The organism is Bacillus sp. RAR_M1_44 (assembly GCF_020165935.1).
GTDB lineage: Bacteria > Bacillota > Bacilli > Bacillales > Bacillaceae > Bacillus > Bacillus altitudinis.
In genome coordinates this window covers 577,544-595,384 of record NZ_JAIUKX010000001.1, presented here as the reverse complement: position 1 = coordinate 595,384, position 17,841 = coordinate 577,544, and the positions used below count along the sequence as shown (strand labels likewise).

Genomic DNA, 17,841 nt, shown 5'->3' with positions numbered 1-17,841 from the left:
ACATATTGTACTTCTGACATAACCGCTACGTTCACGTTTTGCATAGGAGGGGAAAACGTTGAAAATTCATATTGTGCAAAAAGGAGACTCCCTTTGGAAAATTTCAAAGAAGTACGGAGTCGACTTTCAAGAATTGAAAAAATTAAATTCACAGCTCAGTAATCCAGATTTGATCATGCCAGGAATGAAAATCAAAATTCCATCTAGTGGTGTTCCTGTAAAAACCGATCATCACAAAGCAAAAGAAATGCCAAAAGCAAAAGAACACCCGTATGTAAAAGAAAAGCCAAAGGATGTCGTGCAAGTTCAAGATACGAAGCCGAAGGAAAAACCGAATGAACCGGTACCTTATGTGCCACCAGTACCAAAGATTGAGCAGCCAGTTTTTCCACAAGTTGATGTAAACTATTATCAGACGAATCTCTACCAGCCATTCACGCCTCCTCCCAAAAAAGAACATCATGAGAAAAAAGATCACGTTCATGAAAAGAAAGATCATGTTCATGAGAAAAAGGATCATAAAGATCACAAGGACCATTTTCATCATGAAAATAAGGATCATTTCAAAGATGAAGTGGCAAAGGGATATGATCCATTCATTCATATCCCACATCAAAAAGAGGAGGGAAAAGAAATGGAGCATAGTAATTACCCAAACCTTCCTAATTTCCCGCAAATGCCGAATGTTGGAGGGGCAGCAGTAGGGGGCATGGCTGAAAATAAAGAGCATCACCACCATCATCAAGAGTCATATGATCCTTATTATGGTTATGGTCATTACATGCCAGCAATGTATCCATATCCGCAACAAATGGTACCCGTTTCTCCTATTTTACCGGGATCAGGCCTTTGTTATCCGGTACAGCCGTATTATCACCATCACATGATGCCGTACCCTTACCCGGCGGCTCAGCCGTATTATCCTGCGTATCAAGCACCGGCTTATTACGGTGAACATCATGAGCATCATGCAAACGATGGGCATCACTGGCACCACCATATGCATCCAAATGCAGGAGCGAATGCGAATGCCAATCAAGGCTTTTATCCAAACGCTCCAAATGAAGCATATGGCAAGGAAGACTGCGGATGCGATGATGGGATGAAGCATCATCAGCCATGGCCTGGACATTATCCAAACCCTGTTCCATATGGTCAAATGGGTGCTTATCCAGCTCAGCCTTATATGCAGCAGCCTTATCAAAACCCATCTGTCTTTGCAAGACCAGAAGAAGACGAAGAAGATTAATGACACAAGGGACGATCTCAATCGTTCCTTTTTTTGTTTATAACTGACAGCTTGTTTTTGTCCTCAACTGTACATGCTAAAACAGAGCCTGTTTTGTGCTCATGAGATTCAATTTGTACAGGGGGTTTTTCGTTTGAGACAAAAATGGCAAAAAGCAATCGCCTTAGTGCTTCTACCTATTGGATTAACGGCATGTGGTACAAATAACAATGCGGGTGTAGATACACGTCATAATCAATCAGGCCAGCCAGTTGGATACCACTCCAATCAACAGGCAACAGACAACAATCAAGATCATCAAGGACCGGTTTCTGAGCTTATGGAGGGAATGAACGGAAGAAATACAACGAATGTTGATTATCGTTCACGCCCTACACAGGATCAAGTGAGAATGCCGCTGACTGGTGGAGATGGACGCTACAGTCATGGAGATATGAACTATCATAATCAAATGTCGTTCTCTGGCTACGATAAACAAGAGAACATCCAGCGTTCAAGAAAAATCGCCAACCGAGTGAACAAAATGAACCATGTGACAGACTCACAAGTCATGGTGACGGATGAAAATGTGTATATTGCTCTTAAAACAGATGGGCGCTTGACATCAGAGGGTGTATCACAAGTAGAAGAAGCAGCGACTCGTTATGCAGATGGTAGAGCTGTCCAAGTCATTAAAGACGAAGGCGTATTTACACGCTTCAGAGATATGAGAAAAACGCAATTTGAAACAGGTCAGACAGGCATGACCCGCTAGGCGGGAATAAAAAAGGCTAAAGTTCATGACGAACTTTAGCCTTTCTTTAAAAATAAACTTTGATCCCGATATAAAATTCATAAAAGAAATAACAGCCAAACCCAAGTAATAAAATACCGGCAATAATGGATGTCCACTTGATCATTGTTCGATTCATCACTTTTCTTGTTAGGGAAACAATCGTGAGAAGACCGATGTCATGAAGAAGAATCCCTGCCAAAATACCCGCAGCAGCCAATATAAATTCAGATGAATTTGTATTCGTATAAGCATCTGCCAGTACAGCACCAAACACAGATACCCAGAACACAAGGTTTCCAGGGGATACTGCGACGAGCAGCCCATTTCGGTATGTTTTAGCGAATGATTTATTCACTTTTTCTCCTGCTAAATGGATGTCTTGATCCGCATTTTTAATCGAATCGTAGGCAAGAATCATTAAAAAGATGGCACCGATCAGCCAGAGCGGAATTTGGATAAAGGGCAAAGATAAAAATTGAGCAAATCCAGCATATAAAGCCAAGATGAGCAATATATCGATGGTCATACCACCAGCGCCTACAGTTAATCCATGAAAGAATCCGTTTTTCAATCCCTGCTTTGTCATTTCAACCGTGATCGCTCCAACAGGTAGAGCAATTGAGAATCCAACGACGATAAATGTAAGAAATGTTTGCAATCGACTAGAACTTCCTTTGAATCATGTTTGTATAAAAATTCTCCGTTTAGATTAATTATACATATTAGGAGAAAAGGATCAATGATTATTTCTTATTTAATCGAAATGAGAGAGATAAATCGTGTATAGAAAGATGTATATCGTGAAGATCGTGTATTCATTGTAGGGGAAAGGAACTATTTTCCTAAAACTTCTTTTTTTCATTTCTCAGCTATGCTACACTGTTGTGGAAATCAATATAAGTGACTAGGGGTGCCCGGAAATGCGGGCTGAGAGAGAAGACAAGCTTCTTAACCCTTTGGACCTGATCTGGCTCGTACCAGCGTGGGGAAGTTGAAGATGATACATGTGCCATATGAATGGCATACATGTTTTTTTCTGACGACGAAACCAGGTTCTTTACATAGAATCTGGTTTTTTGCTGGTGCTGATTCCATCCTGACCGGTCACACGAAAAGAAGGAGAGAACAGCAAATGAATGAAAAGACAAATGTTCCATCAACGCAATCTTTATTATCAAACTTTGAAGGTAGTCGAAAGGTATATGAACAAGGCTCAAGACCTGACATTTTGGTGCCAAAAAGAGAAATTGTGCTCACAAATACAGTGACACAAGCAGGTGATATCCAAAATGAACCGATTCGTGTGTACGATACAAGTGGACCGTATACAGATGAGGAGGCTCATATTGATGTCACAAAGGGATTAAAGCGCCTGAGATCAAAATGGATTAAAGAAAGAGAAGATACTGAAAGTTATGAAGGGCGTCAAGTAAAGCCAGAAGATAATGGATATCGCTTGAATGGGAAAGAATCCTATCAAGCGGCCCATACAGATTTTCATCATGTGCCGCTCCGCGGGAAACAAGGTGCTTGTGTGACGCAAATGCATTATGCGAAAAAGGGCATCATTACGCCTGAAATGGAGTTTATCGCTTTGAGAGAACAGCTAAGTCCTGAGTTTGTTAGAGAGGAAGTGGCTAGTGGAAGAGCGGTCATTCCAGCGAATATCAACCATCCTGAAAGTGAGCCGATGATCATCGGAAAGAATTTTCACGTGAAAATTAATGCGAATATTGGCAATTCAGCTGTGACGTCGTCCATTGAAGAAGAGGTGGAGAAGATGACATGGGCAATTAGATGGGGGGCAGATACGATGATGGACCTGTCTACAGGAAAGGACATTCATACAACGAGAGAATGGATTATCCGCAATTGCCCAGTCCCAGTAGGAACGGTCCCAATTTATCAGGCACTTGAAAAAGTGAATGGAATCGCAGAAAATTTGACGTGGGAAGTATACCGAGACACATTAATTGAACAGGCAGAGCAAGGGGTTGACTACTTCACCATTCATGCGGGCGTCCTGTTAAGGTATATTCCGCTCACAGTCGACCGTGTCACAGGAATTGTTTCAAGAGGCGGAGCCATTATGGCAAGATGGTGTCTCGCTCATCATCAAGAGAACTTTCTGTATACCCATTTTGAAGAAATTTGTGAAATCATGAAAACGTATGACATTGCCTTTTCGCTTGGGGACGGGCTCAGACCTGGATCCATTGCGGACGCAAATGACGAAGCGCAGTTTGCAGAGCTGGAAACGTTAGGGGAATTGACAGAGATCGCTTGGAAACATGATGTACAGGTCATGATTGAAGGACCTGGTCATGTTCCTATGGATAAAATCAAAGAGAATGTCGATAAGCAGATGGAGATATGCAAAGAGGCACCTTTTTATACGTTAGGTCCTCTAACAACAGATATTGCACCGGGATATGATCATATTACATCCGCGATCGGTGCGGCGATGATCGGCTGGTACGGAACAGCCATGCTGTGCTATGTGACACCAAAAGAGCATTTAGGTCTGCCGAACAAAGAAGATGTAAGAGAAGGCGTCATCGCCTATAAAATCGCCGCACATGCAGCTGATGTAGCAAAAGGACATGCTGCTGCTCAAAAGCGTGATGATGCCTTATCAAAAGCGAGATTTGAATTCAGATGGCGGGATCAATTTCATCTGTCACTTGACCCAGAACGAGCGCTGGCATTCCATGATGAAACATTGCCTGCTGAAGGTGCTAAAACCGCTCATTTCTGTTCCATGTGTGGACCAAAGTTTTGCAGTATGAAAATATCCCATGACATCCGCAACCAATCAGAAGAAGTGAAAAGAGAGATGGAGAAGAAGGCAAAAGAGTTTATCAATCAAGGCAGCCAAATCTATCAATCCTAAAAAAACCTCGCACTCCTCTAGTGCGGGGTTTTATAAAACGGCTGAAATGGCTTTTCTTACGAGGTGCAAAAATGCTCTTACTGCAATCGCCATCGTTTCAACACTTGGGATGAAGGCATCTGTTAAATGAAATAGAACTGTTTGTCTCTCTGGAGATATTCGTTTTTTCTTTTGTTTCATAAAGACAGCCTCCTTTTCATTCAATATACTTCTTTTGAAGCGTATCTAGATAGATATGTTGTGCGAATTTAAACAAAATTTAAACTTCTTGTGTTTAGAAGGAAAGAAGCAGGGGAAACGGATTGAATAGAGAATGAATGAAAAGAGCTGACCGATTCGGTTAGTGAACAAGACAGAGTGGAAGGTGATCTTATGATGAAAGTATTTAAGGTAACATTTCATATGAACAATGGGGAAGTGCTCGATTTCGAGCTGAAACGTCCAGCTACCTATGATGTGTATAAAAAAATTGAGGAAGCCAATCATTGGTTTAAGCTGAATAATGAAATCATTAACCTATTAAATGTGAATAGTATCCATGTAGAAACAGAATAAAACAGAAAGCCGCTCAAAGAGAGCGGCTTTCAGCGTGTAGACAAACCCTCGCATTCGGTGTCAGTCCTGCGTGCCGGTGCTCACGAATGTCAAATTCGCTCCGCGCCGGTACTCGTCCTTCCTAGGGCTGCAAAGGTTTTCTATCACGCTGAAAAGAAGACAAAGGGCTAAAATAAAGTTCATTTTAGCCCTTTGTCAACAATCTGAAAGCCGCTCTTTTCGAGCGGCTTTCATTATGCAGTAAAATCATTTCGATTGTTCAGCTGACCTCGAGACAGCCAGTTTTTCTTATACAAATAGGCAATCACTTCAAGCCACAGACGCGGCGCTTTTTTAGGGAAAAAAGGTTTTTGATAATAGACGTATGCAGCTTTTAAATCATCCCATTGATGACATGTTTTCGTTTGCGTGAAGCGGGCGACGTCAATGACCCTGACGCGGCCATCCTTTGTTAAAATTAAATTTCGCAGATGAATATCAGAAGGATTTAAACCTTTCGCGCGTGCTTCTTCCAATGCATCATCTACTTGTTCAATCATTTGTTTTTTGATCGGAATTCCTTTTGTCAGGCATTCATAGAAAGTATAACCTTTAATATATTCCATTAAAATATACTGATCTCCAGACTCGTAAATCTCAGGATAATATGAGGAGCCGGAAAGTTTTTCATAAATTGCAGCCTCTTTGCGGGCGATGTTTCGATAAGAAGGAAAAAAGACTTTTAACGCCATTTTCTTGTCGTCTTTTTTGTATGAAAATACATAGGCACTTCTTCCTTTGCCGCACAGCTCAAGCTCAGCCGGTTTAAAGACGAGCTTATTAAAACGCTTTTCTTCTTGATATTGAATCGATTCGGCTAATCTTTTGACATCTGACATTGACTTCACCTTCTTTGGTTTCAGTTTATGCGGCTGAAAAACGAATGATGAAAAAACCATGTGATTCGGTAGAGCAATGGATTGTATAAAACATAACATTTACGCACGAAGGATACAACGAAAGACGCTCAATATGTGTCAAGACATCGATTTGGTTAATGTGGAGCAAAATGGGTCAAACTACATATGTCATGCATCGATCTTATGTTCTAAAGAGGTGTAAATAGTGAAAGTGAAAATAAAGTATTTCGTTACAGGACTTATCATGACAAGTGTACTCTTTTTCGCTCTTGATATGGAAGCAGCAGAACACTTGCAAAAAGAGTCAAAAACCATCAACGTTCAGCTTGAAAAGGTCTATCTAGACGGCGATGTAAGTATTGAAAGACAGCGGGCATCATTAGAAGACAAAGACACATTTTGGGCCCAGTATAAGGGCTGGACATTGGTAGAACAGCGAGAGGATTTTGCCCTTTTTAGAAAGCAAATTGACGATATATCGCCTTTGAGTAAAGCAAATGGATATATCGGATTATCAGAAGACGGCGTGATTTCTACGTTTCATGGAAGGCCTGACGGGTGGGCGGAGCCTATTCATCTCTTTTTTCAAATTGATACGTCCCGCTTGGAAAGTCATGTAGAGCAGCAGCTTGCACAAGGCATTCCGTTTCGAACAAAAGATGAATTTGAGCATGTGCTTGAAGTCATGAAACCTTACCGAAATGAACAATCGTTTTAATCGTATGACAGCTTGCTGGTGTGAAGACCGCAAGCTCTTTTTCATGGGTTGACGATGAAAAAAGGCTGAGCGAACGTATGTTAACTTTTATTACGGTTTTCTCTTCGATTTATGTTACAATGGAGAACAGTCAAAGAGGTGAAAACGGTGATAGAGTTTGTAAAAGGGACCATTGATTATGTGTGCCCGCAATATGTTGTCATTGAAAACGGCGGAGTGGGATATCAAGTCTATACCCCAAATCCGTTTATCTATCGAGTAACAAAACAAGAAACGATTTATACGTATCATTACATAAAGGAAGACGCTTTTTCGTTATATGGATTCCAAACACGAGAAGAAAAAGCGTTGTTCACAAAACTGTTAAATGTCACAGGGATTGGACCGAAGGGTGCGCTTGCGATTCTTGCTTCCGGTGACCCTGGCGCTGTCATTTCAGCGATCGAACGAGAGGATGAAGCTTTTCTCATTAAATTCCCGGGTGTTGGCAAAAAAACAGCACGACAGATCATTCTAGATCTGAAAGGGAAGCTCGCAGATGTGGTGCCTGAAATGATAGGAAACTTATTTAACCACGAGGATCATATCCAGATTGAAACGCAGCAAAGCGCTTTAGATGAAGCGGTTGAAGCCTTAAGTGTCCTTGGGTATGGTGATCGTGAAATCAAAAAGGTTCTTCCTTTATTAAAAGAAGAGAAGAATCTTACAACCGATCAATATGTGAAAAAAGCTTTACAAAAAATGTTGAAATAGGGTGATGTCTCATGGATGAACGGCTCGTCTCAACTGAAGCAGACAACCATGAATCAGCCATTGAGCAAAGTCTGCGTCCACAGACGCTTAGTCAATATATTGGCCAGCAGAAAGTAAAGGATAATCTCAGCGTATTTATTGAAGCTGCCCGAATGAGGCAGGAAACGCTGGATCACGTTCTTTTATATGGGCCGCCGGGACTTGGGAAAACAACGCTTGCGTCGATCATTGCCAATGAAATGAATGTTCAGCTGCGTACAACGTCTGGACCAGCGATTGAACGCCCTGGCGATTTGGCGGCGATCTTAACATCTCTTGAACCTGGCGATGTTCTGTTTATTGATGAAATTCATCGCTTGCAGCGTTCAATAGAGGAAGTGCTATATCCAGCGATGGAGGACTTTTGTCTAGATATCGTGATTGGAAAAGGAGATACAGCACGCTCTGTGCGGCTTGATTTACCGCCATTTACGCTTGTAGGTGCTACAACCCGTGTTGGGCTTTTAACAGCGCCGCTTCGTGATAGGTTTGGGGTTCATGCAAGATTGGAATACTATGAGCAAAGAGATTTGGCTCACATTGTAGCAAGAACAGCCGAGCTGTTTGAGATTGGGATCGACATTCGTTCAGCTGAAGAGATTGCAAGAAGATCTAGAGGCACACCGAGGGTCGCCAATCGTCTGCTCAGAAGAGTAAGAGATTTTGCGCAGGTGCTTGGAAATCATGCGATCACACAAGACATTGCAGAAGATGCTCTTGAGCGTCTGCAAGTTGACAGACTCGGACTTGATCATATCGATCATAAGCTGCTTTTAAGTATGATTGAAAAATTTAGAGGCGGTCCTGTTGGACTTGATACGATCTCAGCGACAATTGGAGAAGAATCACATACGATTGAAGATGTGTACGAACCGTATTTACTGCAAATTGGTTTTCTGCAAAGAACACCAAGAGGGCGGGTCGTCACAAGAGAAGCGTATGAACATTTTCATATGGAGGTTCCGATTCGTGACTGAATTCCCTAAAATGTTGATGATTTTAGGTGGTGTCCTTTTTGCCGCAGGTTTAGTGTTTCAATTGGTTGGGAAACTTCCAGGCGATATTTTCGTGAAAAAAGGGAATGTAACGTTCTTTTTTCCTGTGATTACATGCATTGTCATTAGCATCGTCCTAACCATTTTACTCAATGTCTTCGGACGGATGAAATAACGTTAACTAGTTAACTACAGAATAGGTGAAGGAAATGAAGTTAGAACTATTTGATTTTGATTTACCAGAAAGATTGATTGCACAAGTGCCGCTTGAAAAACGAGATGCATCAAGACTGATGGTCTTAAATAAACAAACAGGTGACATCACACATGATACATTCTCGCAAATCACAGATTACTTTCAAAAGGGTGATTGTCTCGTTTTAAACAATACACGTGTATTGCCTGCACGTCTGTTTGGAACGAAAGAGGATACGGGTGCTAAAGTGGAGCTGCTTCTTTTGAAACAAGAAGAAGGAGACAAATGGGAAACGCTCGTGAAACCAGCAAAACGTGTGAAAAACGGAACAGTCATTACATTTGGTGATGGACGATTAAAAGCGGTATGTACAGAAGAACTGGAACATGGCGGAAGAAAAGTTGAGTTTCAGTATACAGGCATTTTTTATGAAGTACTTGAATCCTTAGGTGAAATGCCGCTGCCTCCGTACATTAAAGAGCAGCTTGACGATCGTGAGCGTTATCAAACCGTCTATTCCAAAGAGGTTGGTTCCGCTGCTGCGCCTACTGCCGGTCTTCACTTTACAAATGAACTGCTGGATGCACTGAAAGCAAAAGGAGTGCATATTGCGTTTATTACGCTCCATGTAGGACTTGGCACATTTCGACCGGTCAGTGCTGAACGCATTGAAGAACATGAAATGCACGCAGAGTTTTACGAAATGAATGAAGAAACGGCAGAAGAGCTTAATCGAGTGCGCAAAGAAGGCGGGCGAATTATTTCAGTCGGAACAACTTCGACAAGAACGCTTGAAACCATTGCAAGTGCTTATGATGGTGAATTCAAAGCGTCAAGCGGCTGGACATCGATTTTTATTTACCCAGGCTACACATTTAAGGCAATTGATGGCATGATCACGAATTTCCACTTGCCAAAATCGTCTTTAATTATGCTTGTCAGTGCATTAGCTGGACGAGAACACGTCCTAAAAGCGTACAATGAGGCTGTAAAAGAGGAATATCGATTCTTCAGTTTTGGCGATGCCATGCTGATTCAATAACATCATACAACAAAGACAGGAGGGCTCATTTTTGTCGCAATTACCGATACGTTATGAGTTCATTAAATCATGCAAACAAACAGGTGCACGTCTTGGACGCGTTCATACACCGCACGGCTCCTTTGAAACACCTGTATTTATGCCAGTTGGTACACTGGCTACAGTGAAAACAATGGCGCCTGAAGAGTTAAAAGCAATGGAAGCAGGCATCATTTTAAGCAATACGTATCATCTATGGCTGCGCCCGGGGCATGACATTGTCAAAGAAGCAGGCGGCCTACACAAATTTATGAACTGGGATCGAGCGATTCTAACAGATTCAGGCGGTTTCCAAGTGTTTTCTTTAAGTGAATTTAGAAAAATTGAAGAAGAAGGCGTTCACTTCCGTAATCACTTAAATGGAGATAAGTTGTTCCTTTCTCCTGAAAAAGCGATGGAGATTCAAAATGCGCTCGGCTCAGATATTATGATGGCATTTGACGAATGCCCTCCGTACCCAGCAGAGTACGATTATATGAAACGGTCTGTAGAACGGACAAGCAGATGGGCAGAGCGCTGCTTAACAGCGCACCAGCGTCCAGAGGATCAAGGGCTGTTTGGCATTGTGCAGGGCGGAGAATACGAAGAGCTTCGTAAACAAAGTGCAAAAGATCTTGTTTCACTTGATTTCCCAGGCTACGCCATTGGAGGTTTATCTGTTGGTGAACCAAAAGATGTGATGAACCGTGTGCTGGAGTTCACAACGCCATTTTTACCGGATGACAAGCCAAGATACTTAATGGGTGTTGGCTCACCAGATTCATTAATTGACGGTGCGATCCGCGGTGTCGATATGTTTGACTGTGTACTGCCAACGCGAATTGCAAGAAACGGTACGCTGATGACAAGTGAAGGACGCCTTGTTGTGAAAAATGCTAAATATGAGCGTGATTTCAGACCAATCGATGAAAACTGTGACTGCTACACATGTAAAAACTACACACGTGCTTATATTAGACATTTAATCCGTACAAATGAGACGTTCGGAATTCGATTAACAACTTATCATAATCTTCATTTTCTGTTAAAATTAATGGAGCAAGTGAGAGAAGCTATCCGTGAGGATCGTTTAGGTGATTTTAGAGAAGAGTTTTTTGAGCGTTATGGCTTTAACAAGCCGAATGCGAAAAACTTTTAACGCATAAACGAAAAGCTTTACAATGCTTTAGAAAGGGGTGAGATAGAATGGATGGTGGTATGGGTTCAATCATTATGATTGTTGTCATGTTTGCTGTGCTTTACTTCTTGTTAATCCGTCCACAGCAAAAGCAACAAAAAGCTGTGCGTCAGATGCAGCAATCTTTATCAAAAGGCGATAAAATCGTCACAATCGGTGGTTTACACGGTGAAATCGACTACATTGATGAATCAAAAGTGGTCATCAAAACAAGCGAAAACAACCGTTTAACTTTCGACCGACGTGCTATTAGAGAATTAGCTGACAAAGGTTAATCCTCCAATACATAGCGATAAAAAAAGAGCGATATCATTCGCTCTTTTTTTATTTGCCCCGAAGATTAACGCCAATCATTCCCCCTAGCATACAAATTCCCAAAAAGGCTGCATGATAGATGAATTGTTCTGGTGAAAAGGTTTCTCCAAACCCTAAATATTGAAATAAAAAAACAGTGAGTGAAAAGATAAAAGAGGTCATGGCGCCAATGAGCCAGCCCCGTTCCTTTGCTTTCCCTCCAGAAATCATTCCTCCTAGAAAAAGTGCCGCAAAGGACAAGATCATGATCATCCATTTAAACGATGATTCCTGCATACTTGTGAAGGTAAGCATCAGTGATACAAGTAAGCTTGTGACAATCATCACGACAAAAATAGCAATTAAGCCAGATAAAATGCCTTTTCCTATTTGTTTCGTTTCCTGCATGTGATTCGTCTCCTCTCCAATTGACCGAAGCTTGTCTTTTACTAAAATGTATTCACGGAGAAGAAAAAATAGACATGTTTCTCGTGATAAAAACCGAGGCTTTCTTTTCTACATAAATAAAGTGTTTTGACACAAGCTATGGTGGAGAAGGAGGGGTTACATCATATGCAGGACATCTTAATTATCTCCATGAGAACGATCATTTTATATTTTCTCATTTGGTTTATCTTTCGTTTAATGGGCAAAAGGGAGATTGGGGAACTGAGTATTTTAGATCTTGTTATTTTTATGATGATCGCTGAAATTGCGGTGCTCGCCATAGAAGAAGTAGAGGATCACATGTTACATACAGTATGGCCGATCCTGCTGTTAACCTTCATTCAAATCACCCTTGCCTATTTGTCATTAAAATTTCAAGGTGTCCGGCGTTTTCTCGACGGTAAACCGGCCCTGCTCATCATCAACGGAAAAATAGATGAGGGTGCGATGAGAAAACAGCGATACAATTTTGATGATTTGCTGATTCAATTAAGAGAAAATAACATCGATAGTATCCAGGATGTCTCATATGCCATCTTGGAGCCTTCAGGAAAGCTCGCCGTTGTTGAAAAAGAAAACAAGCGCAAACATGCAGCGCTTGAGCTCCCGCTTATTGCAGACGGTGTGGTTCAGCATGATCATCTCAAGCAGATCAACCATGATGAACAGTGGCTGATAAAGGAGCTTGTCAAAAGAGGCTATCATGACATCGAGCAAATCTCTTACTGCAGCTTTAATCAGAAGGATTTTTATATTGATTTGAAAGATGAAGTGATCAAGAAAGAATGAGCTAAAGCAGCTTCCCAATAAACGGGATGCGGCGTAGCTCTTCTCGTTTCACTAGCCCAAGACAGATTAATAGAATGACATACAGCATGCACGTCAAAAAGATCATCATGACAAGCTCTAAAGGTGCGGAAAAGAGTCCGCTCGCTTGATGTTTCATCCATAAGCTGACCGCCCCAGTACCGATGATCACAAGGACGCAAAGTCCATATTCTTTTAATGGTAAATGAATAGGCAGTACTTTACCGACAGTTGCCGCATGGAGCAACGTGACAAGAACGATGCCGATGAGTATCGCAAGCGCTGCGCCCATAATGCCAAAGCTTGGCTGTGAAGCAAGAACAAAGATCATGCCTGTTTTCACAACAGCTCCTATCAAGCTGTTGGTCATCGCTGCCCCAGCTAAATTTAATGCTTGAAGGACAGCCTGCAACGGCCCTTGAAAGTAATAGAGCAAAAAGAAAGGGGCCATGAATTTTACATAGACAGCGGCATGAGATGAACCATACATGAAGAGGGTTAAATTTTCTGCATACACGAAAAGGATAATACATGAAATGCCCCCGCTTAATAAACAAAGGCGCATCGCCTGCTTGAGCCGGTATTCGACCGTTTTGCGTTTGTTCTGTTCCATCCCCTCACTAATCGCTGGAACTAGTGCGGTGGAGAGAGAATACGTGATAAAACTAGGAAGTGTCAAAAGGGTGAGCGCAAGTCCTGTCAATTCTCCGTACTGCCTTGTTGCTTCCACAGCTGCATAACCGGCAATCGCAAGGCTTTGCGCGACGACAATCGGTTCTAAAAACCAAGAGATATTGCCGATGAAACGGCTGCCTGTCGTTGGCAGGGCAATACTCATGAGCTGCTTAAACGTATCCTTCCCATCATGAATTGCCTTGAAAAAACGTTTTCGGATACGGATGGTCTTTTTATAACGAAAGGCAATCAGTAAGTAAGCAAGTGAAATCATTTCCCCGATGACAGATGAAATCATGGCGCCTGCTGCTGCGTATTCAATTCCATAAGGCAGGAACGCTGTTGTACATACTGCCACGAGTGAAATTCTTGCGACCTGTTCTAGTACTTGCGACATCGCAAGCGGGCTCATTTGCTGTCTTCCTTGGAAATAGCCCCTTAACACACTTGAGATTGCAATAACGGGTACGACTGGTGTAATGGCAAGCAGAGGATAGACCGTTCTAGGATCTGTCAGCATATTTTCGGCCATAATAGGGGCAAACCATAAAAAGAGCGGCGTGAAAATCAGACTGAGTGTTCCTGTTATTGCAAGGGACATCACTAGAATGCGTTTTGTTTTCTGTTTGTCACCACGGGCTTCTGCTTCTGCGACTAGCTTACTAATCGCAACAGGAAGTCCGAATTGTGTCAGCGTCACGGCGAGAAAAAAGGTAGGCGCTGCCATCATATAAAGCCCTACGCCTTCTTCACCAATGAACCTTGCAATCACAATTCGATTGACAAAACCCAATATTCTTGTAATAAAACCTGCTAAAATTAAAATAATCGTCCCTTTTAAAAACGTTTGCTTCGTCAAATCACAGATCACCTGCCTTCTCAAACGACATAGAATCATATACAATAAGATATGCGTGTATATCGTCCAAGCATGACAAGTCTCTCGATAAAAAACTGAAAAGGGGGAGCCTCACATTGACACAACATCCGGCTGCTATATACAAAGACCATTTAAAGCCTTTTCTGTTCAGTAAGCTTGAAGAATTCATCGTTTTGGGCTATAAAGATGTAGATTTAGAGGAATTATGGTCATACTTAGAGAATAAGAAGTGGAAGAAAAAACAAGAGTATCCGATTCATGAAATGGTTGCAGATATTTTATCTGTGAAAATTGGCGAATTTATGAACTATGCAACCGTTCAGTCGTTTAAAACGTCTGCTTTTTTGGACAGTGAAGATGGCAAGAATATGCTGGACGAACTGTTGAAATAAGCCATCTAAATGGATTCAGGTGTTTAAGGAGGAAATACATAATGAAAAAAGGGCGCATACTTGCGTTTTTCTTAGTGGTTCTGTTAATCGGAACTGGTGTGGGCTTATTAACGAAGCCTGTTGCGAAAGATATGACGCTAGGGCTGGACTTACAGGGTGGATTTGAGGTTCTGTATGATGTACACCCAGTGAAAAAAGAAGACAAGATCACAAATGGTGTTCTCGTCAGTACAGTAGAGGCTTTAAACCGAAGAGCCAACGTGCTTGGGGTCAGTGAGCCGAACATTTCGATTGAAGGAAACAACCGTATTCGCGTACAGCTTGCGGGTGTAAAAGATCAAAACAGAGCACGGGAGATTCTATCGACTGAAGCACAGCTTTCCTTCAGAGATACGAATGACAAAGAGCTTCTAAACGGATCTGATCTTGTTGAAAATGGTGCAAAACAAACATTCAATCAAACGAATGAGCCGATTGTGACGGTCAAACTAAAGGATGCGAAAAAGTTTGGTGACGTGACTAAAAAAGTAGCGGCGATGGCACCAAACAATCAGCTTGTCATTTGGCTTGATTATCATAAGGGAGATTCCTTCAAAAAAGAAGTCTCTAAATCAAATCATAAGTATGTATCTGCGCCGAATGTAAACCAAGAAATTAACAGCAGTGACGTACAAATCGAAGGAAACTTTACGGTTCAAGAGGCAAAAGACCTTGCGAGCATTTTAAATGCCGGCGCATTGCCAGTAAAATTAACCGAAAAATATTCAACATCTGTGAGTGCACAGTTTGGTGAGCAAGCACTAAACGAAACAGTCTTCGCAGGAATTGTAGGAATAGCATTTATCTTCTTATTCATGCTGTTTTATTACCGATTACCAGGTCTTGTTGCTGTCATTACACTGTCAGCTTATATCTATATCACACTGCAAGTCTTTGACTGGATGGGGGCGGTCATGACACTGCCTGGAATCGCTGCATTGATTCTTGGGGTAGGGATGGCTGTCGATGCCAACATTATTACGTATGAGCGGATTAAAGAAGAGCTTAAGCTCGGTAAATCTGTCCGTTCTGCTTTCAGATCGGGTAACCGCAGATCGTTTGCCACGATCTTTGATGCAAACTTAACAAGTATTATTGCCGGCGGGGTTCTATTCTTCTTTGGAACAAGCTCTGTCAAAGGGTTTGCAACCATGCTTATCCTATCAATTTTGACAAGCTTTATCACGGCTGTCTTCCTATCAAGATTCCTTCTTGGCTTACTTGTAGAAAGCCGTTATCTCGATCGCAGAAAAGGCTGGTTTGGTGTTCGTCAGAAAGACATCATTGATATTCATGAAACAACTGAAAATACTGAACCGAAAACACCATTTGATAAATGGGATTTCGTCAGCAAACGTAAAGGCTTTATGATTTTCTCAGCAGCCATTACCATTGCTGGAATCATTGTGCTGTCGATCTTCAAGCTCAATGCAGGTATTGACTTTGCAAGTGGTACTAGAGTTGATATTCAAAGTGACCATAAACTGTCAACAGAACAGGTGGAGCAAGATTTTAAAAAGCTAGACCTTGAGACAGACAGTGTTGTGTTATCGGGGCAAAAAGAAAATCAAGCAGCAGCTCGATTTGTCGGTGTTCCGAATAAAGAAAAAATTGCTGAAGTGAAAGATTACTTCAAAGATAAATACGGAACGGAGCCTAACGTAAGTACAGTGTCTCCGACGGTTGGAAAAGAGCTTGCGCGTAACGCATTATACGCTGTCATCATTGCTTCTATCGGGATTATCTTATATGTATCCGTCCGATTTGAGTATAAAATGGCGATTGCAGCCATTGTCTCTCTGCTTTACGATGCATTCTTTATCGTTGCCTTCTTTAGTATTACGCGCTTAGAGGTGGATGTCACCTTCATTGCAGCGATACTCACGGTCATTGGGTACTCAATCAATGACACGATTGTCACCTTCGACAGGGTGCGTGAGCAAATGAAGAAACGCAAACCGAAAACGATCGAAGATTTATCGTACATTGTGAATTTAAGTTTACAGCAAACCTTTACGCGTTCTGTGAACACTGTACTCACTGTACTTGTAGTGGTGATTGCACTTCTCATTTTCGGTTCAGCATCTATTACAAACTTCTCTATTGCCTTACTTGTCGGCCTATTAACAGGGGTGTATTCATCCCTTTACATTGCGGCACAAATTTGGCTGATATGGAAAGGTCGTGAGCTGAAAAAGCCGGCTAAAATCGACACAGAACAAGATATTTAAACAAGAAAGACTGCCAGCTTGGCAGTCTTTTTTTCATGCATCATACTTGTCATCGTCACAACAATAAGATGATATGTAAAAACATTTCGGGTTTCATTGATCTTGAAATGGTCTTTTGCTATAATGACATACGTTTAGATCAGTATAGAAAGCAAGTGTCCGTTTGGGGCATTTGGCTTTTATTCATTGGAGGGGCTGTTATGAAGGTTCGGGAAACTGAACTGCCAGGTATCGGTCACAAAGCCGAAATGATCACAAGAAATAATGAGAAGCTTGCCATTATCACACATGATGACGGCAGAAGAGAGATGTATCATTTTCAAGAAGATGATCACGAAGAATGTATTTCTGGTATCTTGCTTAGCGATGAAGAAGCAAGACAAATCTCGGCTATTTTAGGCGGCATGGTCTATAAACCAAAAGCGCTTGAGACAGTGGAGGTGGCCATTGATGAACTCATCATTGAATGGTTTAAGATTGAAAAGAACGCACCGGCTGTTAACCAGACGATCGGAGACCTGAGTGTTCGCCAAAACTATCAAGTAACAGTCATCGCCATTGTGAGAAAATCACATGAGAAAATTTTAAATCCAGGACCAGATACGGTGATTGAAGAAGGAGACACCCTTGTCATCTCTGGAGAAAGAAAAGAATTAAAGAGCCTCATTAAAGAAAAACTCAGCAGCTAAGCGCCCATGCTGATAGAAAACCTTCCGCCATGTTCTTTCGGTGTTTAAAAAGGACAA

General features: G+C 41.7%; 20 protein-coding genes and 1 riboswitch. Of the genes, 15 read left to right on the top strand and 5 right to left on the bottom strand.

Features of this window, described 5'->3' with window-relative positions; genetic code table 11:
• Window positions 1-58: 58 nt before the first annotated feature.
• Together safA and LCD34_RS03200 are read left to right on the top strand one after the other, a co-directional pair.
• Window positions 59-1,249, top strand: a complete 1,191-nt coding sequence (gene safA, locus LCD34_RS03205) for a SafA/ExsA family spore coat assembly protein (RefSeq protein WP_224558506.1) — start codon at window positions 59-61, stop codon at window positions 1,247-1,249.
• Between the two features lie 133 nt (window positions 1,250-1,382).
• Window positions 1,383-2,003, top strand: a complete 621-nt coding sequence (locus LCD34_RS03200; protein WP_017358126.1) for a YhcN/YlaJ family sporulation lipoprotein — start codon at window positions 1,383-1,385, stop codon at window positions 2,001-2,003.
• A 46-nt stretch (window positions 2,004-2,049) separates the two neighbouring features.
• On the opposite strand, the gene LCD34_RS03195 is transcribed toward LCD34_RS03200, so the two are convergent.
• Window positions 2,050-2,682 (bottom strand): LysE family transporter, encoded by a 633-nt coding sequence (locus tag LCD34_RS03195; protein WP_008342767.1) that lies wholly within the window; start codon window positions 2,680-2,682, stop codon window positions 2,050-2,052.
• 238 nt (window positions 2,683-2,920) lie between these two features.
• A riboswitch (TPP riboswitch) is annotated at window positions 2,921-3,030 on the top strand.
• A gap of 126 nt (window positions 3,031-3,156) precedes the next feature.
• Here LCD34_RS03195 and thiC point away from each other — a divergent pair.
• A complete protein-coding gene (thiC, locus tag LCD34_RS03190; protein ID WP_224558505.1) occupies window positions 3,157-4,917 on the top strand; it encodes a phosphomethylpyrimidine synthase ThiC in 1,761 nt (586 codons plus the stop codon).
• A gap of 30 nt (window positions 4,918-4,947) precedes the next feature.
• Here the strand turns inward: thiC and LCD34_RS03185 are convergent, their stop codons facing one another.
• Window positions 4,948-5,097 carry a hypothetical protein gene (locus LCD34_RS03185; protein ID WP_164704278.1) on the bottom strand — a complete coding sequence of 50 codons (150 nt, stop codon included), beginning with the start codon at window positions 5,095-5,097 and terminating at the stop codon, window positions 4,948-4,950.
• 192 nt (window positions 5,098-5,289) lie between these two features.
• On the opposite strand from LCD34_RS03185, the gene LCD34_RS03180 reads away from it, so the two are divergent.
• Entirely contained in the window at window positions 5,290-5,472 is a 183-nt protein-coding gene (locus tag LCD34_RS03180) for a hypothetical protein (RefSeq protein WP_008342761.1), read from the top strand.
• Window positions 5,473-5,705: 233 nt separating this feature from the next.
• On the opposite strand, the gene LCD34_RS03175 is transcribed toward LCD34_RS03180, so the two are convergent.
• Window positions 5,706-6,350, bottom strand: a complete 645-nt coding sequence (locus LCD34_RS03175) for a protein kinase family protein (RefSeq protein WP_224558504.1) — start codon at window positions 6,348-6,350, stop codon at window positions 5,706-5,708.
• 226 nt (window positions 6,351-6,576) lie between these two features.
• Here LCD34_RS03175 and LCD34_RS03170 point away from each other — a divergent pair, with 226 nt between their 5' ends.
• From LCD34_RS03170 to yajC, 7 genes are all read left to right on the top strand, one after another.
• Window positions 6,577-7,089 carry an intercompartmental signaling factor BofC gene (locus tag LCD34_RS03170; RefSeq protein WP_025207711.1) on the top strand — a complete coding sequence of 171 codons (513 nt, stop codon included), beginning with the start codon at window positions 6,577-6,579 and terminating at the stop codon, window positions 7,087-7,089.
• A gap of 147 nt (window positions 7,090-7,236) precedes the next feature.
• Window positions 7,237-7,842 (top strand): Holliday junction branch migration protein RuvA, encoded by a 606-nt coding sequence (ruvA, locus tag LCD34_RS03165; protein ID WP_017358123.1) that lies wholly within the window; start codon window positions 7,237-7,239, stop codon window positions 7,840-7,842.
• Window positions 7,843-7,853: 11 nt separating this feature from the next.
• Window positions 7,854-8,858, top strand: a complete 1,005-nt coding sequence (gene ruvB / locus LCD34_RS03160; RefSeq protein WP_007501501.1) for a Holliday junction branch migration DNA helicase RuvB — start codon at window positions 7,854-7,856, stop codon at window positions 8,856-8,858.
• Window positions 8,851-9,051 (top strand): DUF2905 domain-containing protein, encoded by a 201-nt coding sequence (locus LCD34_RS03155; protein WP_008342752.1) that lies wholly within the window; start codon window positions 8,851-8,853, stop codon window positions 9,049-9,051. The genes ruvB and LCD34_RS03155 overlap by 8 nt, the downstream gene beginning before the upstream one ends.
• Before the next feature lie 34 nt (window positions 9,052-9,085).
• The gene (gene queA / locus LCD34_RS03150; RefSeq protein WP_007501498.1) at window positions 9,086-10,114 is read left to right on the top strand and encodes a tRNA preQ1(34) S-adenosylmethionine ribosyltransferase-isomerase QueA; all 1,029 of its coding nucleotides are present in this window, start codon (window positions 9,086-9,088) and stop codon (window positions 10,112-10,114) included.
• A 31-nt stretch (window positions 10,115-10,145) separates the two neighbouring features.
• The gene (gene tgt, locus LCD34_RS03145; RefSeq protein ID WP_008342748.1) at window positions 10,146-11,291 is read left to right on the top strand and encodes a tRNA guanosine(34) transglycosylase Tgt; all 1,146 of its coding nucleotides are present in this window, start codon (window positions 10,146-10,148) and stop codon (window positions 11,289-11,291) included.
• 47 nt (window positions 11,292-11,338) lie between these two features.
• Complete coding sequence (gene yajC, locus LCD34_RS03140) at window positions 11,339-11,605, top strand: preprotein translocase subunit YajC (RefSeq protein WP_003216659.1); 267 nt, start codon at window positions 11,339-11,341, stop codon at window positions 11,603-11,605.
• Window positions 11,606-11,654: 49 nt separating this feature from the next.
• On the opposite strand, the gene LCD34_RS03135 is transcribed toward yajC, so the two are convergent.
• Complete coding sequence (locus tag LCD34_RS03135) at window positions 11,655-12,032, bottom strand: TIGR04086 family membrane protein (protein ID WP_007501492.1); 378 nt, start codon at window positions 12,030-12,032, stop codon at window positions 11,655-11,657.
• Window positions 12,033-12,197: 165 nt separating this feature from the next.
• Here LCD34_RS03135 and LCD34_RS03130 point away from each other — a divergent pair, with 165 nt between their 5' ends.
• Entirely contained in the window at window positions 12,198-12,860 is a 663-nt protein-coding gene (locus LCD34_RS03130) for a DUF421 domain-containing protein (RefSeq protein WP_056705838.1), read from the top strand.
• Window position 12,861: 1 nt separating this feature from the next.
• Here LCD34_RS03130 and spoVB read toward each other — a convergent pair whose 3' ends face one another.
• Complete coding sequence (gene spoVB / locus LCD34_RS03125) at window positions 12,862-14,412, bottom strand: stage V sporulation protein B (RefSeq protein ID WP_056705836.1); 1,551 nt, start codon at window positions 14,410-14,412, stop codon at window positions 12,862-12,864.
• A gap of 116 nt (window positions 14,413-14,528) precedes the next feature.
• On the opposite strand from spoVB, the gene LCD34_RS03120 reads away from it, so the two are divergent.
• From LCD34_RS03120 to LCD34_RS03110, 3 genes are all read left to right on the top strand, one after another.
• Window positions 14,529-14,825, top strand: coding sequence for a post-transcriptional regulator (locus LCD34_RS03120; protein WP_003216788.1), 297 nt, complete (start codon window positions 14,529-14,531; stop codon window positions 14,823-14,825).
• A gap of 41 nt (window positions 14,826-14,866) precedes the next feature.
• On the top strand, window positions 14,867-17,095 hold the full coding sequence (gene secDF, locus LCD34_RS03115) for a protein translocase subunit SecDF (protein ID WP_017358118.1): 2,229 nt from the start codon (window positions 14,867-14,869) through the stop codon (window positions 17,093-17,095).
• A gap of 200 nt (window positions 17,096-17,295) precedes the next feature.
• Window positions 17,296-17,784 carry a cation:proton antiporter regulatory subunit gene (locus tag LCD34_RS03110; protein WP_008342734.1) on the top strand — a complete coding sequence of 163 codons (489 nt, stop codon included), beginning with the start codon at window positions 17,296-17,298 and terminating at the stop codon, window positions 17,782-17,784.
• Window positions 17,785-17,841 lie beyond the last annotated feature (57 nt).